This is a genomic window from Austwickia sp., from assembly GCA_016699675.1.
In the GTDB taxonomy this organism is placed as follows: Bacteria; Actinomycetota; Actinomycetes; order Actinomycetales; family Dermatophilaceae; genus Austwickia.
Genome location: CP064985.1, coordinates 1,719,783 through 1,743,181, shown reverse-complemented (window position 1 = coordinate 1,743,181; position 23,399 = coordinate 1,719,783). Strand labels below are relative to the sequence as shown.

Below are 23,399 nucleotides of genomic sequence, written 5' to 3'. Positions count from 1 at the left end.
CGCCTCGGGGAGCGGGGCCTCCGCCGAGTAGTCACCCAGGCTGGCACCGGTCCCGATGCGGCTCAAGAGTTCTCCGCGGTAATGTAAGAACATTTTACCTTTGCTACTTTCGTCCGCTTCGGGACGGCCTCGTCGGTAGGGTGGCCGCGTCACGTCCACCAGGCGCAGGAGGCCCGTCGATGCCGCACTATCGGCAGATCGGTTCGATCCCCCGCCACCGGCACACGGTGCACACCGGCCCCGCGGGCGAGTTCCGTTACGAGGAGCTCATGGGCGAGGAGGGGTTCTCCTCCAACTCGGCCCTCCTCTACCACCGCCACGTGCCCTCCGCCCTGGTCGGGAGCCGGACCTGGGAGCTGCCCGACCAGACGCTCACGGCCCACCAGCCGCTCCTGCCGCGGCACCTGCGTCCGCACGCCCTCTTCGCCGCCGAGCAGGCGGGCACGGCGGACGCCGTACGGCATCGTCGCCTCCTCCTCGGCAACGGGGACGTGCGGATCTCGTACGTCGTCGCCGGTGCCGACTCCCCGCTGTACAAGAACGCGATCGGGGACGAGCTCGTGTACGTCGAGCGCGGCGAGGCCCGCGTCGAGACCCAGCTGGGCGCGTTCGACGTGGGGCAGGGCGACTACGTGCTCATCCCGCGCGCCGTCATCCACCGCTGGGTGGCCGGCGCCGAGCCGGCCCGCCTGTACGTCGTGGAGGCCAGCGGCCACATCCACCCGCCGAAGCGCTACCTGAGCAAATACGGCCAGTTCCTGGAGCACGCGCCGTACTGCGAGCGGGACCTGCGCATGCCCACCGAGCCCCTCCTCGTGGACGAGGCGGGCGACGAGGAAGGCCACGTGGAGGTCTTCATCAAGCACCGCGGGCGGGGGCCGGGCGGCGTCGCCGGGACGGTCCACCTCGTGCCGCACCACCCGTTCGACGTCGTCGGCTGGGACGGCTGCCTCTATCCCTATGTGTTCAACATCCGCGACTACATGCCGCTGACGGGCAAGGTGCACCAGCCTCCGCCCGCGCACCAGGTCTTCGAGGGGCCCGGCTTCGTGGTCTGCAACTTCGTGCCCCGCAAGGTCGATTACCACGAGCGCGCTATCCCCGTCCCCTACTACCACTCCAACGTCGACTCCGACGAGGTCATGTTCTACGTCGAGGGGGACTACGAGGCCCGCAAGGGGTCCGGCATCGGGCAGGGCTCGATCAGCCTGCACCCCGGCGGCCACGCGCACGGCCCGCAGCCGGGCGCCATGGAGGCCTCGGTGGGCAAGGACTACTTCGACGAGACCGCGGTGATGGTCGACACCTTCCGCCCGCTGGACCTCGGCGAGGGCGGCCTGGCCTGCGACGACGTCGCGTACGCCGCGTCCTGGTCCGGCGGCCGCTGGGTCAGCGAGTCCCCCGAGGTGCGCCGGTGAGCCTCTCGGCGACCCTCGCGCGCCTGGTCGACGACGCGGCGATCTTCCCGCCGGGTTCCGCGCCGCTGCCGGAAGCGGTGGCGGCGCACCTGCGGCACCGGCGCGCGCCGTACGCCGAGCTGGTCGGCCCGCTGGTGCTCAGCTCCGCCGCGCTCGAGGCCCTGCCGGACGTCTGGGCCGAGCTGCGCACCCACGAGCCCGACCACTCCAGTACCACCGACGCCGCCGCCGAGTCTGCCGGGGCCGCCACCCTGGACCTCTCGGTGACCGTGCCGTCGCCCGCCGTGCTTTCCGGGGTGATGGCGCGGGTGGCCACCCTGCCCGGCGTACGGCTCGTCGCGCTCGAGATCGCTGTCCCCGCCGACCTGGCCGCGCGGGACGTCGTCCCGTCCGTCGACGCGGCGCTCGCCACCCACGCGGGGCTCGCCCGCGGACCCGCAGACGTGCAGGCGTACGTCGAGGTGCCCCGGGACGACCGCCGTCCCGAGCTCCTGCAGGCGCTGGCGGACAGCGGGCACCGCGCGAAGTTCCGCACCGGCGGCGTCGAGGCGCACCTCTATCCGGACGAGGCCGAGCTCGCCCGCGCCATCGCCCTTGCGGCCGAGTTGGGGCTGCCGTTCAAGGCGACCGCCGGGCTCCACCACGCGATCCGCAACACCGACCCGAGCACGGGCTTCGTGCAGCACGGCTTCCTCAACGTCCTGCGGGCGACCGAGGCCGCCCTGCGCGGCGCGGCCGCCGACGACCTGGCCCGCATCCTGGCGGACCGCGACGGCCCCAGCGTCGCCGCCGCGATCGCCGCGTGGCCCCCGGAGGTCGCCGTGGTGACCCGGGGAGCGTTCGTGTCCTTCGGGAGCTGCTCGGTGACCGACCCCCTGACCGAGCTCGTCGGCCTCGGTCTCGTACCGGCCGACCTGCGGGTCTCGCCCGACGACCAAGGAGCATCCCGATGACGACGATCTCGATCCCCGCCGGCTCCGGCTTCGGGCTCGCCAACCTGCCGTACGGCGTGTACTCGGCCGGCGGCCCCGACGCGCCCCACGCCCCCCGGCGCTGCGCCACGCGCGTCGGCGACACGGTCGTCGACCTCGCGACCGCCCTGGCCGGGACGCTGCCGCAGGCGGAGGAGTGGTTCGCGCGGCCCGACCTGAATGCCTTCATGGCGGCCGGATACGACGCCTGGGTCCAGGTCCGCGCCCTGCTCACCGAGGCGGTGCAGGGCGACCTGCTCGACGCCGCGCTGCACCCGGTGGCCGACGTCGCCCTGCACCTGCCGTGCCAATTCGCGGACTACGTGGACTTCTACGCCAGCGAGCACCACGCGAGCAACCTCGGCCGCCTGTTCCGGCCGGAGGTCGCCGACCCGCTGCTGCCGAACTGGAAGCACCTGCCGGTCGGCTACCACGGGCGGTCCACCACCATCGTCGTCTCCGGCGTCGACGTGGTCCGGCCGTGCGGCCAGCGCAAGGGCCCGAACGACCCCGCGCCGGTGTTCGGCCCCAGCACGCGGCTGGACATCGAGGCCGAGATGGGGTTCATCGTCGGGGTCGGCAACCCGATGGGCACCCCCATCGGGGTCGAGGAGGCCGAGCGGCACCTGTTCGGCGCGGTCATCTTCAACGACTGGTCCGCCCGGGACATCCAGGCGTGGGAGTACCAGCCCCTCGGCCCGAACCTCGGCAAGAGCTTCGCCAGCTCGATCTCGCCGTGGATCGTGCCGATGCTCGCGTTGGCCCCGGCCAAGTGCCCCGTGCCGGGTCAGGACCCGACCCCGCTGGAGTACCTGCGGATGGCCGAGCCCTGGACCCTCGACATCGCGCTGGAGGTGGACTGGAACGGCACGACGGTGAGCCGGCCGCCGTTCGCGCAGATGTACTGGTCGCCGGCCCAGATGCTGGCCCACACGACGGTCAACGGTGCCGCGACCCGCACCGGCGACATCTTCGCCTCGGGCACGATTTCCGGGCCGGGGAAGGATCAGCGCGGCGCCTTCATCGAGCTGACCTGGGGCGGGGCCGAGCCGGTCCTAGTGGGCGGCGAGGAGCGAGCCTTCCTGGTGGACGGCGACACCGTGACGATCCGGGCCAGCGCGCCGGCGCGGGGAGCCGGTTCCGGCGGCCCGGGTGCCCAGGGCGAACGCATCGACTTCGGCGAGGTGACCGCGACGATCCTGCCGGCGCGCTGCTGACCCGCCACGATGTTGGGCGCGCGGCCCAAGCCACACCGCCGAGCGCCCCACCAGGCGCTTCCGTCTGCGAACCTGACGGGTATGGCGCACGACGTCGAGGTTCACGGGCTGCAGCGGCCGGGGTGCCGCATCCACTATCTGCACCGGCCAAGCGAGACGGGGCAGTGGGTGGTGTTCCTGCACGGCGCCGGCGCGGACGCCCAGTCCTTCGCCCCGCAGCTCAAGGTGGTGCCCGAGGGCGTCGGCATCCTGGCCTGGGACGCCCGGGGGCATGGCCGCTCCCAGCTGGAGCCGGGCCGGCCGTTCCGCTACGAGGACATGGTCGAGGACCTCTACGCCCTGCTGGACACTTACGGGGTCGAGGTCGCCGACTTCATCGGCCAGTCCATGGGCGGCAACCTCGCCCAAACCGTCACCCGCCGCACCCCCGAGCGGGTCGGCAAGCTCGTCCTCATCGACTGCACGGACAACTACCGGCGGCTCTGGCCATCGGAGAAGATCGGCCTCGCGCTGTCGAAGCTGACGCTGCGGGTGTGGCCGTGGTGGGGCATCGTCGCGGCGACCGCCGCCGCCTGCGGGATCAACCCGAAGACCCAGGTCTACACGGCGAAGACGATGGTCAGCCTCGGCAAGCCGCACTTCCTCGAGGTCATCAACTACTGGAGCGACGCCCACGTCGACGACAGCCACCCGCTGGGCCGGCCGACCCTGCTGGTGCTCGGCACGCTGGACATGACCGGCAACATCGCGTATGCCATGACGACCTGGCCCCTGAAGGACCCCATGGCCAAGCTCGTCATCGTCCCTTGGGCCGCGCACATGTCGAACCGCGACCAGCCGTGGCTGGTCAACCGGTCCATCCGCAAGTTCCTGGGCTGGGGTGCCACGGCCGAGCCTGCCGACCCGTCCCAGCCGGCCCAGCCGGAGGCTCCCGCGCGCTCCGATCAGCCCCGCCAGGCCGGGTGAGGACGTGCGCTCAGCGGGCCCGGGAGCGTTGCGCGCGGCGCTGGTCGACCTGCGCATCGAGCTGTTCGCGCACACGCACGCGGTCGCCCAGGCCGTCGACCTGAACTACTGCGACCTGTCCTGTCTCGACATCATCCATCGCGCCGGCCAGATCAGTCCCAGCGAGCTCGCTCGCCGTACGGCGACGCACGCCGCCACCGTCACCGGCATCATCCGCCGCCTGGAGGAGCGCGGCTGGATCGAGCGGACCGCCCACCCGGAGGATCGCCGGGCGGTGCTCCTGCGCCTCCCGGCCGACCGGGCCGAGCGACTGGCCGCGCTCTACCGCGACGCGGATCGGCGCCTTGACGCCGTGGGTCGGTGCCGCACCGGGGCGGAGCAGGCGGTCGTGGTGGGCTACCTGCGCGATGTCAGCGGCGCCCTGCGGGACGCGTTCGAAGCCCGCGAGGACCGCGGGGGCGGCTGACCGCCCCGCGCCCTCGGGGCCGTGGCGTCACGCCTTCGGGCATGGCCGTTCGATCTCGATCTGGCCCGGAGCCTTCTTCGGCGGCTCCTTCGTGAGCTTGTCCGCCGTGGCCAGCGGCTGCCAGGTCATGCCGATGAGCAGGTCGACCGCCGTCGTACCGTTCGACGGGTCCAGCACGAGGCGGGCCGCGGGAACGGCCTCCTTCACCAGCTTGGCCCCCGCCAGGCCGTCGGCGCCGTGCCGGATCACCGCGGTGTCCTGCACCCAGGCATTCTGCGGGTCGAGGCCGACCGCGCCGCGCTTGTAGCCCAGGGCCACGAGCCCGTCGGAGGTCGTCTTGCCCAGGCCCTCGTAGTACGTCGTGTTGTAGACGTTCACCACGACGTCGGCCCGCCGAACCAGCGGCCCGTCCGGCGCCTTGAGCGCGGTGAACTTGGGCCCGAGCACGAGGTCGACGCTGGTGTCCGGTCGGTAGTCGCGCACCATGCGGACATCCGAGAGCAGGAGCATCTGAACCAGCAGGGCCTGGTCGGCGCCGTCCGGCCCGAACCGGAGCTCCCCGACCCCCTGCACCACCCGCGTCTCCACCGTGACATTGCCGACCACGCCGGGCTTGAAGTCACGCAACGGGAGTTCCTTGGCCACCGCGCGGGCGGCGCCCTGGGGACCTTCCGCGTTGAGCACGTTCACCGTGAACGAGTTCGGGAGGGGCGCCTTCACCGTCACCGGCGAGCAGGCCTTCACTTCGCGGGGACCGATGACCCGGTTGAGCGCGTTGGAGGCCGACAGCAACCCACCGCCGAGGAAGACGGCCGGGGTGAGCACGAAAACCAACAGGCCCACCCGTCGGCGGGCCCACGGGTCCTGGTTCTTGCCGAGCACGTTGTTGCACCCCTCCGATGGCACGGACGCGCCCGCAAGGCTCGCGGTGACGCGCGAATTCCCTTCTCTCATCGACAGTCTCAGGCGGACGGGCACAAAAAAAGGGCACCGACGCACTCGATACCCGATCGTTGCCGCCTAGTGACCGGCCCGTGAGGCTGGGGAGGGGCGGGCGGCGGTCAGAACGCGGTACGGCGGGTGCCTGCGAGCACCCGCCGTACCGATGTGGTCGCCGCGCCGCGGCGAGCCCAGACCCAGCGTTCTTACGGCTGGTAGGCCTCGATCGGGATGCCCTCGGTCTGGTAGTTGCTGTATTCCTTGCCCTTGGCGTCCGCCGTCTCCCGGATCTTGAACAGGATCCGCGGGGCGATGTCGGCGCGCCAGTGGCCACCGGCGAAGACGCCGTAGTGGCCGGCGTGCTCCTGCTCGTAGAAGGTGATGTCCTCGCAGCCGGTGAACTTCTTGAGGTATTCCTTCGTCTGCCCCGGCGCGGAGATGTCGTCCATCGCACCCTCGACCGCAATGATCGGGCAGGTGATGGCCTCGGGCCGCACCGGTTTGCCGTTGTACGTCATCGTGCCCTTGGCGAGTTCCTTGTCGATGAACACGCGCTTGACGGTGTCCGCGTAGAACTCGGCGGTGAGGTCGGCCACGGCGAAGTATTCGGCGTAGAACCGCTCGATCCGCTCCCGGTCGGGGTGCGTGTCGTCGGTCACGTAGTGGTTGTAGAGATCGCGGTGGCTGCTGAAGTGGTTCTTCGGGTTCATGGCGATGAAGCTCATGAGCTGCACGTAGCCCGGGTAGACCTTGCGGCCGTTCGGCGCCTGCGCGATGAGCGAGAGCAGATAGCTGGGCAGGTGCATCTTGTCCGCGAGCTTGGTGACGTCGGTCGGGGCCGCGCCGGGGTCGAGCGGGCCGGCCATGACCGTGAACGTCATGGGCTGCTTCTCGGGGGTCTCCTCGGCCACCCGCGCCACCGCCATCACCGACGGCACCGTGGACTGGCAGATGGCCAGGACGTTGGTGTCCGGGCCCAGGAAGTCCATGAACTCCACGACGTAGTCCGCGTAGGTGTCGAGGTTGAACTCGCCGGCCGACAGGGGCACCTCGCGGGCGTTGAGCCAGTCGGTGATGTAGACCTCGGCCTCGGGCAGCAGCCGCTCGACCGTGGGACGCAGCAGCGTTGCGTAGTGCCCGGACTGGGCGGCGACGATGAGGACGATGGGGTCATTGCGCTCGGTGTCGCGCTTGAAGTGGATGAGGTTGCAGAACGGCTTGGCGACCACCACCTCCTCGACGACCTCAACCTTGTGCCCGTCGATCGTCGTGAAGTTCAGGCCGAACTCGGGCTTCTCGTAGTCCCGGGCCAGCTTCTCCATGAGGGTGACGTTGGCCGCCGCGACCTTCTCCAGGTATTCCTGGAGGCGCTGCACGATCTTGGGCTCGCCGTAGGTCTTGCCCACCTCGCGGTAGATGTGCAGCGTGTCCCGCTGCATCGCCGTGGTGAGGGCCAGCAGCTTGACGTAGTTGGCCCCGATCCGGTGGAAGTGGTCCAACCAGGGGTTGTAGGGCCCGTCGTAGGCCCCGTCGTTGTCGGACGTCATCAGCGTCAACAGGTTCGGAGCCTTGGCCAGCAACTTCGGGGGCTTGAGTGCCGCCAGGTTCGGAGTTTTCAGTGCCATCTCGATCTCCTCAACGTCCCGACGCCACTGTGCGTCGCTTGAAGCCGCGGGTGCTCGTGGTGCCGAGCGATCTAGCCGGATTTCTAAAGCTAAGGTCTGTTAGACATACCTACCACTCAGTGGACGAGCGCCGAGTCGGTCGGGCCTGTGATTCCCCCGACCCACGCCGGGCCGCTTGCGGCGGCGGCTGGTTCGTCCGCGGAGGGGAACAGGGTCTCACTCAGGTTGGCGTCGTCTCAAGGGTGCGGTCATCCCGTGGACCACCGTGCGCGGCAACATCACGGGCCCTTGCGCCCCGTGCGGGCCAGCCGAAGGGCCGTTGCCGCGGTCGCGAACGCGCCCAGCAGCACGAGCATCGCGATGTTGCGCCACCAGGTCCGGGCGTCGTGGTCCCAGAGATGGTCCACGTCGGTGGCCGGCGCCTCCGCCACCACGGGCGCAGGGACTGGGGTGGGGGCGACGGAGGGAGTGGAGGCGGAGGGAGTGGAGGCGGACGGAGCGGGGGCGGGAGCTCGGGCCGGCTGGGGTCGGGTCTTGCCATGGACGTCGACGGTGGACGCCGCCGCGGCGTACCCCCATCGGCTCGGCGAGACCCACGCGACCTGCTCGAGGCCCGCCCGCCCGGACACCGGGATCAGGCCGCCGCACAGGACGAGCTGCGCCATCAGCGTGACGATGAGCAGGGGCATCACCTGCTCGGTCGTCGCGACCAGCGCCGAGATCAGCAGCCCGACGATGGCCGACGCGAAGGTGGTCAGGGCGACCGCCAGGTAGATCTCCAGCACCCCGTGGCCGAGCGCGCTCGCCCCGTCCGGGGGCGTCTTGACGAGCATGACGAGGCCGACGAGGACCGCCGACTGGAGTGCGGCGAGCCCCCCGAAGACGGCGAGCTTCGCCCACAGGTACGCCGAGGGGGCGAGCCCCACGGCCCGTTCTCTCAGGAAGATCGGACGCTCCCCGACCAGGTCTCGGGCGCTGGCCGCCAACCCCATGAAGGCCGCCCCCACGATCAGCACGACGAGCAGCTGGGTGGCCTCCCCGGTGGGCGGACGGCTGGGCGGACCGAAGCCGGCCGCGCCGGGGACCGTCATCACCAGCGCCGCCATCACGAACGGCAGCAGGGCCGTGAAGAGGGCATAGGAGCGGTCCGCGACGAGGACCCGCACCTGGCGTCGCCCGAGGATCGCCGCCTGCCGGACGCGCGGCTGCTGGCGCCGCGGCTCGGCCGCCGGCCCCGCACCCCGCTCGTGCTCCTGACCCTGCCCAGGCCCCTGGCCGTGGTGCGCGGCGTGGCCTGGGCCCCCATCGTTCGCGAAGCGCGGCGTGGGGCTCACCGGCCCCGGCAGCGTTGCGCGGAACCGCTCCGCCGTTCCCTTGGGGTCGGCGGCGACGGACTGGAAGACGTCGGCGAAGTTCTCCTGCCCGAAGAACGGCAGCAGGCCCTCGGGCCGCCCGAAGTAGGCGACCTCGCCGCCGGGGGCCAGCAGGAGCACCCGGTCGCACAGGCCGAGGTTGGCCACGCTGTGCGTGACGACGACGACGGTCCGGCCGCCGTCGGCGAGGCTGCGCAGCGTCTGCATGACCGACTTGTCGAGGCCCGGGTCGAGACCCGAGGTGGGCTCGTCGAGGAACAGCAGGGACGGGCGGGTGAGCAGCTCCATCGCCACCGACGTGCGCTTGCGTTGGCCGCCGGACAGCCGGTCGATCCGGGTGTCCTGGTGTGCGTCGAGGCCTAGCTCCGCGAGGACCTCGGCGATGCGGGCGGCCCGGGCCGACCGCTCCAGGTCGGCGGGGAAGCGCAACTGGACCGCGTAGTTCAGGGCCTGGCGCACCGTGAGTTGGCGGTGGACGACGTCCTCCTGCGGCACCACGCCGATCCGGTGGCGCAGCTCCGCGTAGTTGTCGTAGAGGTCCCGCCCGTCGAAGAGCACGTCTCCGGAGGTGGCCTTGCGACCCCCCGTCAGCGCCCCCAGCAGGGTGCTCTTCCCCGCCCCGGAGGGACCGATGACGCCGAGCAGGCTGGCCTCGGGCAGGGCGAAGCTGACATCGTCCAGGAGCTGCTTGCCGACCGGGAGCCGCACCCGCAGGTTCTTGGCCTCGAACGAGACCCGGGTGCGGGTCGGCGTCATCTTCAGCGCGCCGCCCTCGATCCGGAACTCCAGGTGGCCCACCGTCAGGCGGTCGCCCGGCCGCAGCGTGCAGGAGGTGATGGGGGTGCCGTTGACGTACGACCCGTTCCGGCTGCCCAGGTCCTCGATCCGGAAGCCCTCCCGCACGGGGGTGGCCCGCAGGTGGTGGCGGGAGACGAGCAGATCGTCGACGACCACGCTGTTGTCCGGGGCCCGCCCGATCGTCACCGGCGCCGCGCCGGCACCGGGGCTCTCGCCAGCGAGGACACCCCCCACGACGAGCGGGGCTCCCGCCGTGACCTGGGTGGGGGGTCGGTGCGTGGGCAGGGTCGCGTCGGTACGCCGATGCACGCGCAGGCTCGGCGCGTGCGGCGACGGGCTGAGAGTGACCACGGTGGGGCCCTCCAGCGGGGCATCCGAGACGCGCCGGCCCGCGACGTACAGGCCGTTCAGCGACCGCCCGTCCCGGATCGTCCAACCGCCGGCGGGATCGAGGAAGACCTCCGCGTGGACCCGGGACACCTCGTCGTGCGGGATGCAGATCTCGCACGAGGGGTCTCGGCCCACCCGATAGGACCGGCCGGCCTCGAGCTGCCACGACCGGCCCGCGCCCACCAGCTGCGCCACCTCCATGAACTGCCCCTCCCCCTCGACGTCACCCGCGGGTCAGACGGGTTGCTCCGACACGGCGGCGATGCGGCTGCGCCCGTCGGCGCCGCGGACCACCGTGTAGCTGACCTTGACCGTCCCGGAGTCGCCGGGCTTGTGGTAGCTGACCAGGTACGAGATCCGCGCCGCCGGCTCACCCTGGTAGGTGAGCGGACCGACGTACGTCGTGTAGCGCGGGGCGTCGTACGTCTGCCGGTGCTTGACCAGGTCGATGGAGGCCAGCCGGTCGTACAGCCCGGACCGGCTGGTGGTGACCTGGTACCACTCGACGGACTCCGTGAACAGCGCCGGCATGTCCCCGCGGGTGAGATTCCCGCTGACGAAGCGGTTCGAGTACGCCATCACCGTGGCGTCGGCCTCGCGCGCGTCGGGGGCCGGCAGATCGGCGGTCTGCGTGGTGGGCGTCGGCGTCGGCCTGGTGGACGTCGTCGTGGACGGGGTGGCGGTGGTCGAGGTGGGGCCCTGCGACGTCGCCGAGGTCGTCGGGGTGGCGCTGGTGCCGGCCACGGCCGCCACCACCGCGGGGGTGCTCGCGCCCCCGCCCCCCGAACCGGAGGAGGCCAACTTCATCCCGCCCACGGCGGCCGCGCCGACGAGCAGCAGGCCGCCGACGATCCCCGCGACCAGCCGGCCTCGCCCCCCGGCCGGTGGTAGTTGCGACGCCGGCGCCGGGGGCCTGGCCGGGGCGACGCTGGCGCCCGCGAAGCCCAGCGGCGCCACCGGAGAGGTCCGCGGATCGGCACCGAGCGTCGGGGTCGCGTGGGCGGCCCCGGGGCCGACGGTAGCGGCGGTGTCGGCGGGCCAACCGAGCACGGTCGCCTGCGGGTCGGCCGGCGTACCGGCCCCACCGGCGACACCGGTCGCACCGGCGACACCGGTCGCACCGACGGCACCCGCACCGGACGCCACGGGCTCCCCGCTGGCCGCCGCCGGCGCGCCGGGGACGGGCACCGTCGGTGGCGGAGCGGCTCGGCGGGGGGCGGCCGGTACGCGGCGGCAGTCGGGTTCGAGCGCCCGCAGCGCGTCGGCGACCGCGGCGGCGGTGGGCCGCTCGGCCGGGTCCTTGGCGACCATTCGGGTCAGGAACGCCCACAGCCGGTCGGGGACGCCGTCCGGCCGGCCGGGATTCTCTCGGGTGTGAGCGTGCAGCAGCGCCGCCTGGGACGGCTTGTCGAAAGCGGGGACGCCGCAGAGGAGCTCGTACAGGGTCAGGCCGAGCGAGTAGACGTCGGCCGCCCCGGTCGGCGCCGCGCCGGCGATGAGCTCGGGGGCCAGGTAGAGCGGCGTCCCCAGCAGCATGGTCTGGTGCTGCGCGGTGTCGACGATCTTGGCGACGCCGAAGTCGGTGAGCCGGGCCTGCCCGGTGGCGGTCTCGACGAGGACATTGGCGGGCTTGACGTCGCGGTGGACGACGCCTCGGCTGTGCGCGGCGTGCAGGGCGGCGGCGACCTGACGGCCGAGTTCCGCGACCTCCAGCGGCGCCAGGGTGCCGCGCTCGGCGAGCACCGTGGCGAGGTCGGGGCCGTCGACGTAGTCCATGACGATGGCCAGGGTGCCGCCCTCGACGACGAGGTCGTGGACCTGGACGACGTTCGGGTGGTGGATCGACTCCAGCAGGCTGCGTTCCTGGACGAAGCGCTGCACGACCGCGGCGTCGTGGGCCAGCTCGTGGCGGAGCAGCTTGACCGCCCGGGGCCGCCTGGCCCGGTCGCTGCCGAGCCAGACCTGCCCGCTGGCCCCCTCGCCCACCTGGTGGTCGAGAAGGTAGCCGCTGCCCAGTCGTCGTTCCTCCATGACTCACTCCTGAGTTGCGGGTGCGGGGGTCGTGGCCAGGGCGGGGGTCGTCGCGGGCGTCGTCGTGGGCGCGGGGGTCATCGAAGCGCCGCCAGCGTCAGGCCCTTCGCGCGGATGCCTTCGATCACGCGGGGCAGGGCCTCCGCCGTGTGGGCGCCGGTCATGTGGAACAGCACGATGCCCCCCGCCGCGACCGGCGGCGTCTTCGCGTCGCCCACCAGCACGCGCGAGGTGATGACGTCGGCCGTGGGGCCGGCCCAGTCCCGCGGATCGACGGTCCAGAAGCACAGCCCCAATCCGAGTTCGGCGGCCGCGTCGCGGACCCGGTTGGTGAAGACCCCACCGCCGTACCCCGGTCGCAACAGCCGCGGCTCGTCCGCCGCGGGGCCGTTGGCGATCTCCGTGCGCAGGGCCGCGTCCCCCAGCGTGTTGAGCCATTGGTGGCTGCCGCTGTGGTTCTCCACGAGGTGGCCCTGGCGCCGAATCTCCGCCACCAGCGCGGGATTCGAGCGGGCCCACGTGCCCACGGCGAAGAACCGGCCGCGCACGCCGGCCGCGGTCAGCCGGTCCACTACCGCGTGCAGTGCCGCCGCGGACTCGAACCCGTCGTCGAAGGTCAGCCAGACCTCGTCCGTCGTGTTGCCGCACCGACGGGTCCGGTCGCGCTCCTCGCGGGAGGGTGCGATGGCGGGCGGTCCCGTGGCCGCGACGCCGTACGTGCCGCCCGCCGCCTGCGCGACCCAGCCGGGCCCGCTCAGCCTCGCCGTCGCGGTGACCTGCGTCTTTCCGGGGGCCGCGGGGAGGGTGACCCAGCATTTCTGGGAGAGGCCGTCGGCGTGCCGCCACTTCGGGCCCTCGCACGTGCCTGCCTGGCCGGCCACTGCGACCGCGAACTCCACGCCCTCCTGCTCGGTCGTCCCGTGTGCCGTGACCACCATCGGCAGCAACGCCCCGGGCGCGTCGACGTCGGGGCCGTAGACGGTCACCGTCGCCTGGGTGGGGCGGGTCACCGCGGGGGTCGTCGGCGTGGGGCCGGCGTCGGCAGCCCGGCTCGCTCCCGAGCCGGACGCGCCGGTCCCGCCCGCCGCGTCGGCAGCGCCGGACGACGGGTCGGAGGAGCCGGAAGAAGGTTCGCCGGCGCAGCCGGCCAGGCCGGCCACGCACAGGGCCAGCGTCAGCGACAGGACCAGGCCGAGGCGCCCGCCCCGGCGGCGCGGCGGCCGAGCGGCGGTCCCGCTTCGGTCGTCGCGGCCAGCGGTACGGCGTCGGTCGGCGCGACGAGACGTACGGCGCGACGTCACGAGCGCGGTCTGCGGCGGCACGGGCGCGGTCTTACGGGCATGGCCTGGCGAGTACGGCGGTCACAGCGGGTCCCCGAGAAGCTGGCGGCAGCCCGCGCACTGGGCGGCGCGAGCCGACAAACGGTCGATCTGTCCTGAAATGGTAACGGTGACAGGCGATCTCGAGCTGGAACAGGGCGACATGACCGCCCCCTCGGCCGGGCGCGGAGCGCCGTCCAGAGCGCATTTTCGCCGTCAGACTCCGAAGCGTGGCATCACGGGATGCGACCGTTCGTGACCTGCGCAAAGGGTGCCATGGCACCAAAAGGGCAGGTCGTGAACGGTCGTGCTGTGGATAACTCGTCGAGCCAGCCCTGCGCGACGCCTCCCGCCCGGCCGGGCGGCCCTCTCTGGCCGAACCGCCCACGCCCGTCGCGTGTCTAAGGTTGCCCGTCCTGCTCGGGTCGCCACCTGCGGCTCCGTCGGCAACCAGGACGACGGCCGTCTCACCCGGGCGCCCGTCCCCCGGCCGTGTTTGACTCCCCACACCCGTACCGCCGAACGCGAGGAGTCCTCATGACCGACCAGCCCACCCCCACCAGGACCGACCGCGAGGCCGTGGAGCACGTCGTCGAGCTGATCAAGGGTCAGCGGACCGCCATGGTGACCACGAGGAACGAGGACGGCCTGCTGGTGTCCCGCCCGCTGGCCTGCCAGGAGAGCGAGTTCGACGGCACGGTGTGGTTCTTCTGCCGGGCGATTGGGCCCCTGGCGGCGCAGGTCCGCGCGGATGCGGTGTGCAACGTCGCGTACACCGAGGAGGGCCGGTGGGTCTCGCTCGCGGGCCGCGGCGAGATCGTCCACGACGTCGCCAAGAACAAGGAGATGTGGTCGCCGTTCGCGAAGGCCTACTTCGGGCTGGAGCACGACGACCCGGACGTCGCCCTGCTCAAGGTGACCACGGAGACGGCGCACTACTGGGACAGCCCCGGCAAGGTGGTCCAGGTCATCGGCCTGGTCAAGGCGTTAGCGACCGGAGGGACCGCGCCGGAGGGCGACCACGCCGTCGTCGACATGAGCTGACGCCCCGCTCGGCCGGGCGTCTGGTCTGACGCCCGGCCGCCCCGGTCTCAGGGCCCACCGCCCGGTCGGCCCGGCGTTCAGTTCGGGGTCGAGCCGGCGGGCGCACCGGTGCGCGCGGTCGCGACCGCGTCGGCGGCGCGCTGCCCGGACACCAGGGCCCCCTGGATGGACGCCGTGTCGCGGTGGTCACCGCACACGAACACCCCGGGACTGATCGCCAGCTCCAAGCGCGGCCGCAGCGGCGGCGGCATCGCCGGCAGCGCGTCGCGGATCTCGTGGCGCGCCACGACCTCCCAGCCCGCGGTGTCGCGGCCGTAGATCTCGGCCAGATGGCGCCGCACGTCCGCCTCGCCCGCCGGTACGTCGGGCCGGTCGAGCAGCGTCGTCGCCTGGACCAGGTGCCGGCCGGCGGGGGCGTACGTCGGGGCGGCCGCGGTCACGTCCGCGGCGTTCCATACCGGCCCGGGCAGCAGCCGGCCGGGCCCGCGGCGGCCGTCCACGGCGAGCATGGCCAGCCGGTGCGGCGGCTCGTCGGTGGCGAACCACCAGGTCACCAGCCCGTGCATGGGCCGCAGGTCGCCGAGACCGCTTGCGCCAGCGGGGCGGCCCGCCGGCGACCCCTCCAGCCCGGCGAGCAGCGGCGGCAGCGCCGCGGGGGCGGTCGCCAGCACGACGGCGGCGGCCTCGTAGCTCGCACTCGGCGTACGAACCACCACCCCCGCACCCGCGCGGCTGACCTGTTCGACGGGCTCGCCGGTGCGCACCGGCGTCGGCAGCGCCGCCGCCATGAGCCGCGGCAGCGTGTCGATCCCGCGGGAGGGCAGACCCGGCGAGCCCAGCACGAACATCCGCACCAACAGTCGAGTGAACGTCGCCGACGTCGTGCCGTGCGAGTCCACCAGAACCCCCGCGAGGAAGGTGTCGAGGACCTCGTGCCGCAGGCGTCCGGTCAGGCCGGCTGCGTCGAACGACTCCGCCAGCGGCTGGTCCGGGCCCCCCAGGAGGCGCCGCACCGGTCCGAGCACCGGCGCCGCCCAGCGCGCCAGGGCGGACAGTTCCCGCGGGTCCAGGTAGCCGCTGCGCAGCGTGGCCGGCAGGAGCCCGGGCTCGCGGCGCGGATCCGCGAGCACGGCCAGGTCCGCGGCGGCGTCCGTGCGCACCAGCAGCCCGGCCCGGAACGGTTGCAGGTCCAGGGCCGTGACGTCGACCCAGCGGCGCAGCGCCGGGTAGGCGGGGTTGATCACCGCGAAGCCGTGATCGCACAGGTAGCCGTCGATGCGATCAGTGCGCAGTCGCCCGCCGACCTCGTCAGCCGCCTCCAACACCACGGGGTCGTGGCCCAGCTCGGCCAGCCGCGCGGCGCAGCGCAACCCGGCCAGGCCCGCCCCGACGACGACCACGGTGCTCATCGCGACTTCCCCCGCCAGAACGCGCCGGCCCGGGACACGAGTCTGGGCACCGATCGGGGCAAGGCTCGGGACCCGGGTCGCAAGGGCGGATTGAGGCGCGCCACCTCGGCGGTGAGGGCGGTCGCGAAGGCGCACCAGGCGGCGTACGCCCCGAACCCTGCCGCCTTCCCTGCCCCGGTGGGCGCGGCGCGGCGGGCCAGGTCCGCCGAGCTCGCGGCGAGCAGGCCGGCCCCGACCGCGGCCGTGCGCAGCGTGTGAGCCCGGAAGAACAGCCCGCTCCAGGCGGTGTTGAGGGCGAGGTTGACGGCCAGGGCGCGGCCCAGCCGGGGCGCCGCCTCCGGCCCCTGCCCCGGCGCGTCGGACTCGGCCAGCTCGCAGATCGCGCTGCTGCCGGCGGCCCAGACGGTGCCATAGAGGGCGGTCCACACGATCGGGAACGCCGCCGCGGGCGGCTGCCACGCGGGCTTGCGCAGCGCGCGGTACCACGGCGAATCGGGCGTCGTCAGCACCGAGCCCGCGACCGCGCAGGCCAGCACGCCCGCGCCGACGCGCGTCGCGGTGCGTCCCCAGCGCTTCGGGTCGTACGTCGTGGCCGCCGCGCGCACGGCGTCGTCGTACGACGTGAGCCCGCCCTCCGGCACCCCCAGGACGGTCCGGGCGTCGTCCTCGTGCGCGACGGCGTCGTTGATGAGGCTGCCCACGAGCGGCTTGGCGACGCCGGACGGGACCGGGGTGACCAGCCCTACCCAGTGGCTGGCCAGGCCGGGGGTCAGCACCGGCACGGCGCCCATGTGCCGCGGCTTGAGGCCGGTGGCCCGGGCGTACCGCTTCATCATCGCGGCGTAGGTGAGCACCTCGGGCATCCCGACGTCGAAGGTGCGGTTGACGTCCGGCGGGAGGTCGGCGGCGCGGACGAGGTAGAAGACCACGTCGTCGATCGCGATGGGCTGGATGCGGTTGCGCAGCCAGCGCGGGCCGAAGGCGAGCGGCAGCCGCTCGGTCAGGTGGCGCAGCATCTGGAAGGACGCCGACCCCGCGCCGAGCACGACCCCCGCCTGCAGGACCGCGGTGGGCACGCCCGAGGCCAGCAGGATCTCGCCCACCTCGACGCGGGAGCCGAGGTGCTCGGACAGCCGGGCGTCGCGGGGGTGCAGTCCGCTGAGGTAGATCAGCCGGCCCACGCCCGCCTCCCGGGCTGCCGCGGCGAAACCCTCCGCGAGGCGCCGGTCCCGCTCGGCGTACCCGCCCTTGCCGTCCATGGAATGCACGAGGTACCAGGCCACCTCGACGTCCCGCAGCGCGTCCGCGAGCGCGGCCCGGTCACCCAGGTCGCCCTCGACGACGCCGACCCGGTCCCGCCAGGCGGCGGGGAGCCGATCGGGGGTGCGGGCCAGCACGCGCACGTCCCAGCCCTGGGCCAGGAGCTGCGGGACCAGCTGCGCCCCGACGTACCCGCTGGCTCCGGTGACCAGGGCGGTGCGCGACATGAGGACTCCTCGGATCGTCGGGGAACAGGACTACACGGCCAGGGCGTGCGGCAGCAGGAAGAGCATCCCCAGCGACCAGGTCAGGTGGCTGACGATCGGGCCCAGCACGCCCCCGGTCACGCGGCGCTGGGCGCCGGTCAGGAGGCCGAGCGCGGCCGCGGCGAAGGTCAGCAGGGGCACGCCGGAGAGCACCGTGGAGAGGGCGTAGAGCATCGTCGAGCCGACGAGGTTGAACCGCTTGGGGATCGCCGCGTAAACGGCCCCCCGGAAGAACAGCTCCTCCGCGATGCCGTTCACGGCGGTGATCATCGCGACGACCGCCAGCGATCCGAATCGGGCATGGTCGAGCAGGTTCTCGACCGGCTCCCGCAGCACCGGTATCCGCCCGACGACGAGGGCGCCCGCGCAGAAGATCGCGAGCAGCAGGGCGCCCAGCAGGAAGCCCTGCAGCACCGCGCGGCCGCCTTCGGTGCCGGTGCGCGTGTGCGCCCGGCCCAGGTGCAGCTTCCCGGACGCGAACGCCCCCGCGGCCCAGATGCCCGCGACGGCGAGGGTCGCGGGGTAGAAGAGGGGGTCACCAGGCTGTACGGCGAGGGCGCGGCCCAGCGTCACCGCGCCGAGCACCAGCGTGATGGCGACCACGATCTGGCGGCGGCGCCACTGCGCCGGTGTGTCCAGGTGGTCGCGCGTCACGGGATTGACCAGCGCGGCGGCGAAGAAGGCGCGCAGCTCGGTCACGGGGTTTCGCGACGGCGCTCCGTCACGCGCGTCCATCGCGGTGGTCCCTTCGCGTCGACAGCAGGATCGCCGCGGGCGGATCGAGCGGCGATCCGAGGCGGCGCCAGTAGTCGAACACCGGCGCGCCTCGTCCGCAACCGATGTCGAACCCGCCCAACGCTGGTTGAACCCCGTGAACCCGGTTGAGCCTGCTCGAACCCGGCTCAGTCGATCCTGCGAGCCGTCCGGTCGCACAGCGGCAGCCACTCGCCGTCCGGCCGCCATTCCCAGGAGATCTCCTGGTTGCGCCCGTCGTCGACGAAGCGGTACGTCGCGCGTTCGCTGGCGCCGCTCAGCCGCCAGGTCAGGCCCCCGTCGGCCCCGTCGGACCCATCGGACCCGGTCAGCTCCATCGTGTAGTCGCGGGCGAACCCGAGGTTGGAGACGGTCCGGGCGAAGTACCGCCCCTCCTCCGCGTCCCAGCCGAGCAGCATCAGGGTGTCGAAGGGCCCGTTCGCGTGCTCGTCCTGAAGGACGAAGAACTCTCCGGAGTACCAGCGCGCCGTGTGGATGCTCCGCCACGGGTGGCGCTCGGCCTTCGGGTCGGTCGGGTTCTGGTCCGGCCCGCCGTACGTCGTGCCCTCTGCCTGCCAGTTGCCGATGAAGACGCCCAACTCGTGGTGGGGCAGCCGTTCCTGCGTCATGTCCGCTCCTCGTGTGTCGCCGGTCCCACGGACGGTCCTGGAGGACCCGCCGAAGGACAGACCGCGAAGGGGTGGCGAAATCATCGCGGGGCGGACGGCGAGGCCGTCCGCCCTAGAGCGGGCAGGTAGGCGGCCACGCGGCGCGCGGCCAGCTTGCCGGAGATGAGCACCATGGGTACGCCGACGCCGGGCACCGTCCCGGACCCGGCGAAGAACAGGCCCGGCCGGCGGCGCTCCACGTTGGGCGGGCGGAACGGACCGGTCTGGGCGAAGGTGTGCGCCAGCGCGAACGGCGTCCCCCCGGCCATCCCCGCCCGCGCCCAGTCGGTCGGATCGACCAGCTCCTCGGCGACGATCTCGGTCGGGTACCCCGCTTGCTGAAGGAAGCACTGCAGCTCATCGCGCACGCGGGGGCGCTCCACGGCCCAGTCGAGGCGGCCGGCGGCGAGGTTCGGCACGGGCTCCAGCACGTACAGCGTCGAGCATCCCTCCGGCGCCGCGGTGGGGTCGTCGAGCGAGGGCACCGAGACGAGCCGGGACGGGTCGCGCATTCGCACGCCCCGGGTCAGCAGGTCCTCGAAGGCGTCCTCCCAGGCGGCGCCGAAGTGGATGTTGTGGTGCGCCGCCTGCTGGGGCACCCCACGGACGCCGAGGTGCCAGACGACGGCGGACGGCGAGTACGTCGGGCGTTGCACTGCGACGGGCGGGGTCAGGTCGGGCAGGAGCCGGTCGTACGCCGTGGGCAGGTCCAGCGTGCAGATCACGGCATCGCAGGCGATGCGCTCGGGCGCCCGCGCGCCCTCGACGTACGGCCCGGGCGACGACGGCTCGCCGTGCGGTCCGGCCGAGGACGGCTCGACGCACACCCCCGCGACGACCCCGTCGGTGCGGGTAAGCACGCGAGTCACGGTGCGGTCGTAGCGGAACTCCACCCCCGCGGCCGCCGCGGCGGCGGCCATCGCCTCCGGGACCGCGCGCATCCCGCCCCGCGGGAACCAGACCCCCTCGATGCTGTCCATGTAGGTGATGACCGCGTAGATCGCGAGCGCCTGCTCGGGCGCCAGGCCGGCGTACATGGCCTGGAACGAGAACAGCCGGTGCAGCCGCGGGTCCCGGAACCGGCTCCGGATCGCGGGCCCGAGTCGCCCGAAGCCGCCGAGCCGGATCAGCCGGGCCGCGGCCCGCGGGGAGCGCATCAGGTCGAGCGGGGAGTCGAAGTTGGCGTCGATGAAGTGCGGCATCTCCACGAGGTAGAGCTCACGCAGCCAGGCGACGAACTGGTCGAAGGCGGCGGCGTCGAGCGAGCCGCACTCCCGGGCGATCTCGGCGCGCATCGCCTCGTGGCCGTGGCGCACGTGCAGGGTGGACCCGTCGGCGAACAGGGCCCGGTAGGCGGGGTCCAGCCGGACCGGGTCGAGGACGTCATGGGCGCGGACGCCGACGGCCTTGAGCGCCTCGTCGACGAGGTCGACCATGGTGAGCACGGTCGGCCCCGTGTCGAAGGTGAATCCGTTGCGCTCCAACCGGATCCCGCGGCCCCCCGGACCGGCCTGCCGCTCCAGGACCGTGACCTCGTGCCCCTGGCCGCGCAGGTGACACGCCGCGGCCAGGCCCGCCAGGCCGGCACCGATGACGACGACATGGCTCACGCGGACAGCCCGCCCTGCGCGTGCGGCCGGTCCCCGCCCCAGAGCGACGACTCCATCTGGGCGACCAGCGGGATCTGACGGACCGCCCAGGGGCTGAGCAGCATCGGGGTGGCCCGCGCCGCGGTCACCACGGCCTCCCACGGCACCCAGGTCGTCTCGGCGATCTCGTCGGCGTCCGGGCTCAGCTCGGCGGGGTCGACCTTCCCGACGAAGACGGGGCAGATCTCGTGCTCGACGATGCCGCTGGCGTCGACGGCCCGGTAGCGGAAGTCCGGCACCGCCAGCGCCAGATCCCGCGGCTCCGCGCCCAGTTCCTCCCGCACGCGCCGGCCCGCGGCCTCGACGACCGCCTCGCCCGGCTTGGGGTGCCCGCAGCAGCTGTTGGACCAAACCCCCGGCCAGGTGCGCTTGGTCAGCGCCCGGCGGGTGAGCAGGAGGCGGCCGGCGGGGTCGAACAGGTACGTCGAGAAGGCCAGGTGGAGCGGGGTGTCGGCGCCGTGCACCTGGTCGCGGGGCGCCGTACCGGTCGTCGTGCCGTCCTCGGCGAGGAGGACGACGAGGTCGGACTCCTCGGCGAGCGCGTCGGGGGCGGGGGTGGGATAGAGCACGGTGATGATCCTCCGAGGACGAAGACGGAAAACGAAGAGCGAGACGCGAACGGCGGCCCGGACGGCGGCGGCGGCGCGGGCGAGCGGTGGGCGGGCGGCGCGGGCGGGCGAGCGGCGCGGTCAGCTGCCCCGGATGACGGCCGCCTCCTTCTCGTACCCGCGGCAGATCTGCTCGATGACCGCACGCTCGACGACCGCCCCTACCAGCGGAATCGCGACGGAGAGCTGCACCTCGTAGGTGAGCGTGCTGCGCGTCGCGTCCATCGGCTCCAACCCCGCGCTCGCGGCCATCGTCGTCGCCGGGAGCGCCTCGACGCCGACGGTCATGTCGGCGGCCGCCGTACCGTCATCGTGCAGCCGCCACACTTCGCGACGGACGATGCGCGGCTGCCCCGGCAGGTTGGCGGCGACCCTGGCCGGCACCCAGCCCTGCGGGATCCCGGCGGAGACGGCCATCACCAGCGCCGCGCCGTCGGGGGTGTCCGTGGCCAGCTCGGTCACCTCGGCGTGCAGGGCCGGTTCGGCCTCGACGCGGGCCCGCGCCACCGCGGGGTCGCCGAGCCTGCGGACGATCTCCGCGGGCGTGCCGGGGATGGTCCAGGACAACGTACGTCGGATCGTCATGATGCTCCTTGGCGTAGGAGCCGCCGGGCGGCGCCGACGGCTGGGCCGAATCTGGTCGAGGTGGGCACGCTCCACAGGTCGTGTCCCGGCAGGCCCCAGCGGTCGAGCAGCAGGTTCGCGGCCTGCAGCCCGGTCGTCGCGGCACGCTCCATGAGGGCGACGGGGAGTTCGCACCGTACGCCGTCGCCCGCGAGGACCACGGCCTGGTCGGGGGTGGCCACCCCCGGTCGCGCCGCCCACGGATCGGTCCCGGCGAGGGGGCAGTCCTGTTCGACGAGGAGCTCCTCGTGGACCCTTGCGGCGCCGTCCAGTTCGGGGTGCAGGCGGGCCAGCTGCCGACGCAGGTCGGCCACCACCTCGGCGTCGTGGACCTCGTCCGGTACGGCGTACGCGTGCAGCTCCACGACGCTGCCGCCGGTGCGCCGGGCCCAGGCCGCGGCGCCCTCCTCGAGCAGGTGCACCGCCGAGACGTTGTCGAGGTAGCCGTAGGCCGCGGTCCCCACGAACGGGGCGGTGTCCGGCCGCATCGGCCGGTCGAACCACAGGCGCTGCACGACGAAGCGCGGCGCCAGCCGACCCCGCGCGACGGCGGCCCGCCAGGGATCGTCGCCGAGCCGGGGGCTCGCGGCGACGATCCGCTGCAGGGCGGCCCGGTCGGCGGCGAGCACGACCGCGTCGGCCGCGAGACGCTCGCCGTCCGCCTGCACCACCCGCCGTCCCCGGCCGTCGTCCTCGATCGCGACCGCCGCGGTGTCGCACCGGATCTGCGCCCCGCGGTCGGTGAGATAGCGGCCGAGGGGCCGCCACCAGGTGGTGTCGAAGTCGTCGGCGGAGACGTCGAAGAGCAGGCCCTCCGCGGAGCCGAGGAAGTAGGTGTGGAACATGGCGATCAGCTCGCCGCCGGAGAAGTCGCGCGGGTCGGCGAAGAAGCTGCGCGCGAACACCTCCAGCGCGAGGTCGCGCATGCCGGGCGGGAAGCGGAGCCGGTCGAGCACATCGGCGGCGCTCACGCCGTCGTACGCCGAGTACGTCGCCGGGAAGTCCACGTCGAGCAGGCCCAGGGCGGCGTGGAGGTCGACGCGCGGCAGGTCCGCCAGCCCGAAGGAGGGGCTGGCCGCGACGAACCCGGCGATGTTGAACGGGGGTCGGCGCGGGATCGCGGTGAACGAGTCGCGCGTGCCGTCGGCGTGCAGCAGCGGGTAGTCGGTGACCGGGCGCAGCCCGCGCAGGTCGGGGTCGACGCGGCGCAGGACGGAGCGCAGGTTGTAGTACTGCCGGAAGAACGCGTGGAACCCGCGGCTCATGGTGTCGCCGCCGGTCAGGCCCGGTGCGACCGGGCTGCCGGGCACCGCTACGGGCCAGCTCCGGACCCGGCCGCCGAGACGATCGCGCGCCTCCAGCAGCGTGACGGCCACGCCGCGGTCCGCGAGCGCCACCGCGGCTGAGATCCCGGCGATGCCGCCACCGACGACCGCGACGCGCGGGACTCCGTCGGCGCGGCGGTCCCCCGACGCGGCGCGGTCGAGGGGCTCGGCACCCGACGTTCCCGGCCGGGCGGGGAGGCGCACCGCCCGCGAGTCACGGCCCGGCGTCCAGGTGGGCCGTCCGGGGCGCATCCGCTGGGGCAGCGCGGCGCGCGCCACG

General features: G+C 73.4%; 19 protein-coding genes. 6 read left to right on the top strand and 13 right to left on the bottom strand.

Features of this window, described 5'->3' with window-relative positions:
* Positions 1-179 precede the first annotated feature (179 nt).
* The 5 genes from IPK37_08010 (at position 180) to IPK37_07990 (ending at position 5,038) form a co-directional block, all read left to right on the top strand.
* Positions 180-1,418: a homogentisate 1,2-dioxygenase gene (locus IPK37_08010; protein QQS02256.1), complete on the top strand. Its 1,239-nt coding sequence runs from the start codon at positions 180-182 to the stop codon at positions 1,416-1,418.
* Positions 1,415-2,371, top strand: coding sequence for a hypothetical protein (locus IPK37_08005; protein ID QQS02255.1), 957 nt, complete (start codon positions 1,415-1,417; stop codon positions 2,369-2,371). Before IPK37_08010 ends, IPK37_08005 begins: the two co-directional genes overlap by 4 nt.
* A complete protein-coding gene (fahA, locus tag IPK37_08000; protein ID QQS02254.1) occupies positions 2,368-3,606 on the top strand; it encodes a fumarylacetoacetase in 1,239 nt (412 codons plus the stop codon). The genes IPK37_08005 and fahA overlap by 4 nt, the downstream gene beginning before the upstream one ends.
* A gap of 81 nt (positions 3,607-3,687) precedes the next feature.
* On the top strand, positions 3,688-4,572 hold the full coding sequence (locus IPK37_07995) for an alpha/beta hydrolase (protein QQS02253.1): 885 nt from the start codon (positions 3,688-3,690) through the stop codon (positions 4,570-4,572).
* 4 nt (positions 4,573-4,576) lie between these two features.
* Positions 4,577-5,038 carry a MarR family transcriptional regulator gene (locus IPK37_07990; GenBank protein QQS02252.1) on the top strand — a complete coding sequence of 154 codons (462 nt, stop codon included), beginning with the start codon at positions 4,577-4,579 and terminating at the stop codon, positions 5,036-5,038.
* 27 nt (positions 5,039-5,065) lie between these two features.
* Here IPK37_07990 and IPK37_07985 read toward each other — a convergent pair whose 3' ends face one another.
* The 5 genes from IPK37_07985 to IPK37_07965 all read right to left on the bottom strand — a co-directional run bounded on the left by IPK37_07985 (position 5,066) and on the right by IPK37_07965 (position 13,516).
* Complete coding sequence (locus IPK37_07985) at positions 5,066-5,944, bottom strand: LytR C-terminal domain-containing protein (GenBank protein ID QQS02251.1); 879 nt, start codon at positions 5,942-5,944, stop codon at positions 5,066-5,068.
* Between the two features lie 239 nt (positions 5,945-6,183).
* Positions 6,184-7,602, bottom strand: coding sequence for a polyhydroxyalkanoate depolymerase (gene phaZ, locus IPK37_07980; GenBank protein QQS02250.1), 1,419 nt, complete (start codon positions 7,600-7,602; stop codon positions 6,184-6,186).
* Positions 7,603-7,880: 278 nt separating this feature from the next.
* Positions 7,881-10,364 (bottom strand): ATP-binding cassette domain-containing protein, encoded by a 2,484-nt coding sequence (locus IPK37_07975; protein ID QQS02249.1) that lies wholly within the window; start codon positions 10,362-10,364, stop codon positions 7,881-7,883.
* A gap of 33 nt (positions 10,365-10,397) precedes the next feature.
* Positions 10,398-12,194 carry a serine/threonine protein kinase gene (locus IPK37_07970; GenBank protein ID QQS02248.1) on the bottom strand — a complete coding sequence of 599 codons (1,797 nt, stop codon included), beginning with the start codon at positions 12,192-12,194 and terminating at the stop codon, positions 10,398-10,400.
* A 77-nt stretch (positions 12,195-12,271) separates the two neighbouring features.
* The gene (locus tag IPK37_07965) at positions 12,272-13,516 is read right to left on the bottom strand and encodes a polysaccharide deacetylase family protein (protein ID QQS02247.1); all 1,245 of its coding nucleotides are present in this window, start codon (positions 13,514-13,516) and stop codon (positions 12,272-12,274) included.
* Between the two features lie 534 nt (positions 13,517-14,050).
* On the opposite strand from IPK37_07965, the gene IPK37_07960 reads away from it, so the two are divergent.
* Positions 14,051-14,557 carry a pyridoxamine 5'-phosphate oxidase family protein gene (locus IPK37_07960; GenBank protein ID QQS02246.1) on the top strand — a complete coding sequence of 169 codons (507 nt, stop codon included), beginning with the start codon at positions 14,051-14,053 and terminating at the stop codon, positions 14,555-14,557.
* Between the two features lie 77 nt (positions 14,558-14,634).
* Here IPK37_07960 and IPK37_07955 read toward each other — a convergent pair whose 3' ends face one another.
* The 8 genes from IPK37_07955 to IPK37_07920 form a co-directional block, all read right to left on the bottom strand.
* Entirely contained in the window at positions 14,635-15,966 is a 1,332-nt protein-coding gene (locus IPK37_07955; GenBank protein ID QQS02245.1) for an FAD-dependent oxidoreductase, read from the bottom strand.
* Positions 15,963-17,453, bottom strand: coding sequence for a tryptophan-rich sensory protein (locus tag IPK37_07950; GenBank protein QQS02244.1), 1,491 nt, complete (start codon positions 17,451-17,453; stop codon positions 15,963-15,965). Before IPK37_07950 ends, IPK37_07955 begins: the two co-directional genes overlap by 4 nt.
* Before the next feature lie 30 nt (positions 17,454-17,483).
* Positions 17,484-18,227, bottom strand: a complete 744-nt coding sequence (locus tag IPK37_07945) for a CPBP family intramembrane metalloprotease (GenBank protein ID QQS02243.1) — start codon at positions 18,225-18,227, stop codon at positions 17,484-17,486.
* A 167-nt stretch (positions 18,228-18,394) separates the two neighbouring features.
* Entirely contained in the window at positions 18,395-18,874 is a 480-nt protein-coding gene (locus IPK37_07940; GenBank protein QQS02242.1) for a DUF1579 family protein, read from the bottom strand.
* 80 nt (positions 18,875-18,954) lie between these two features.
* Complete coding sequence (gene crtI, locus IPK37_07935) at positions 18,955-20,523, bottom strand: phytoene desaturase (GenBank protein QQS02241.1); 1,569 nt, start codon at positions 20,521-20,523, stop codon at positions 18,955-18,957.
* The gene (idi, locus tag IPK37_07930; protein ID QQS02240.1) at positions 20,520-21,131 is read right to left on the bottom strand and encodes an isopentenyl-diphosphate Delta-isomerase; all 612 of its coding nucleotides are present in this window, start codon (positions 21,129-21,131) and stop codon (positions 20,520-20,522) included. The genes crtI and idi overlap by 4 nt, the downstream gene beginning before the upstream one ends.
* 120 nt (positions 21,132-21,251) lie before the next feature.
* Positions 21,252-21,755, bottom strand: coding sequence for a DUF2505 domain-containing protein (locus IPK37_07925; protein QQS02239.1), 504 nt, complete (start codon positions 21,753-21,755; stop codon positions 21,252-21,254).
* A complete protein-coding gene (locus tag IPK37_07920; protein QQS02749.1) occupies positions 21,752-23,371 on the bottom strand; it encodes an FAD-dependent oxidoreductase in 1,620 nt (539 codons plus the stop codon). Before IPK37_07920 ends, IPK37_07925 begins: the two co-directional genes overlap by 4 nt.
* Between the last annotated feature and the right edge of the window lie 28 nt (positions 23,372-23,399).

Bases quoted from the DNA above. Each gene is read 5' to 3' on its own strand.
- IPK37_07920 (QQS02749.1), bottom strand. From the start codon at position 23,371: ATGCGCCCCGGACGGCCCACCTGGACGCCGGGCCGTGACTCGCGGGCG.
- IPK37_08010 (QQS02256.1), top strand. From the start codon at position 180: ATGCCGCACTATCGGCAGATCGGTTCGATCCCCCGCCACCGGCACACG.
- IPK37_07975 (QQS02249.1), bottom strand. From the start codon at position 10,364: ATGGAGGTGGCGCAGCTGGTGGGCGCGGGCCGGTCGTGGCAGCTCGAG.
- IPK37_07945 (QQS02243.1), bottom strand. From the start codon at position 18,227: ATGGACGCGCGTGACGGAGCGCCGTCGCGAAACCCCGTGACCGAGCTG.
- IPK37_07950 (QQS02244.1), bottom strand. From the start codon at position 17,453: ATGTCGCGCACCGCCCTGGTCACCGGAGCCAGCGGGTACGTCGGGGCG.
- phaZ (QQS02250.1), bottom strand. From the start codon at position 7,602: ATGGCACTGAAAACTCCGAACCTGGCGGCACTCAAGCCCCCGAAGTTG.
- fahA (QQS02254.1), top strand. From the start codon at position 2,368: ATGACGACGATCTCGATCCCCGCCGGCTCCGGCTTCGGGCTCGCCAAC.
- IPK37_07925 (QQS02239.1), bottom strand. From the start codon at position 21,755: ATGACGATCCGACGTACGTTGTCCTGGACCATCCCCGGCACGCCCGCG.
- IPK37_07940 (QQS02242.1), bottom strand. From the start codon at position 18,874: ATGACGCAGGAACGGCTGCCCCACCACGAGTTGGGCGTCTTCATCGGC.
- IPK37_07995 (QQS02253.1), top strand. From the start codon at position 3,688: ATGGCGCACGACGTCGAGGTTCACGGGCTGCAGCGGCCGGGGTGCCGC.
- IPK37_07955 (QQS02245.1), bottom strand. From the start codon at position 15,966: ATGAGCACCGTGGTCGTCGTCGGGGCGGGCCTGGCCGGGTTGCGCTGC.
- IPK37_07970 (QQS02248.1), bottom strand. From the start codon at position 12,194: ATGGAGGAACGACGACTGGGCAGCGGCTACCTTCTCGACCACCAGGTG.
- IPK37_07960 (QQS02246.1), top strand. From the start codon at position 14,051: ATGACCGACCAGCCCACCCCCACCAGGACCGACCGCGAGGCCGTGGAG.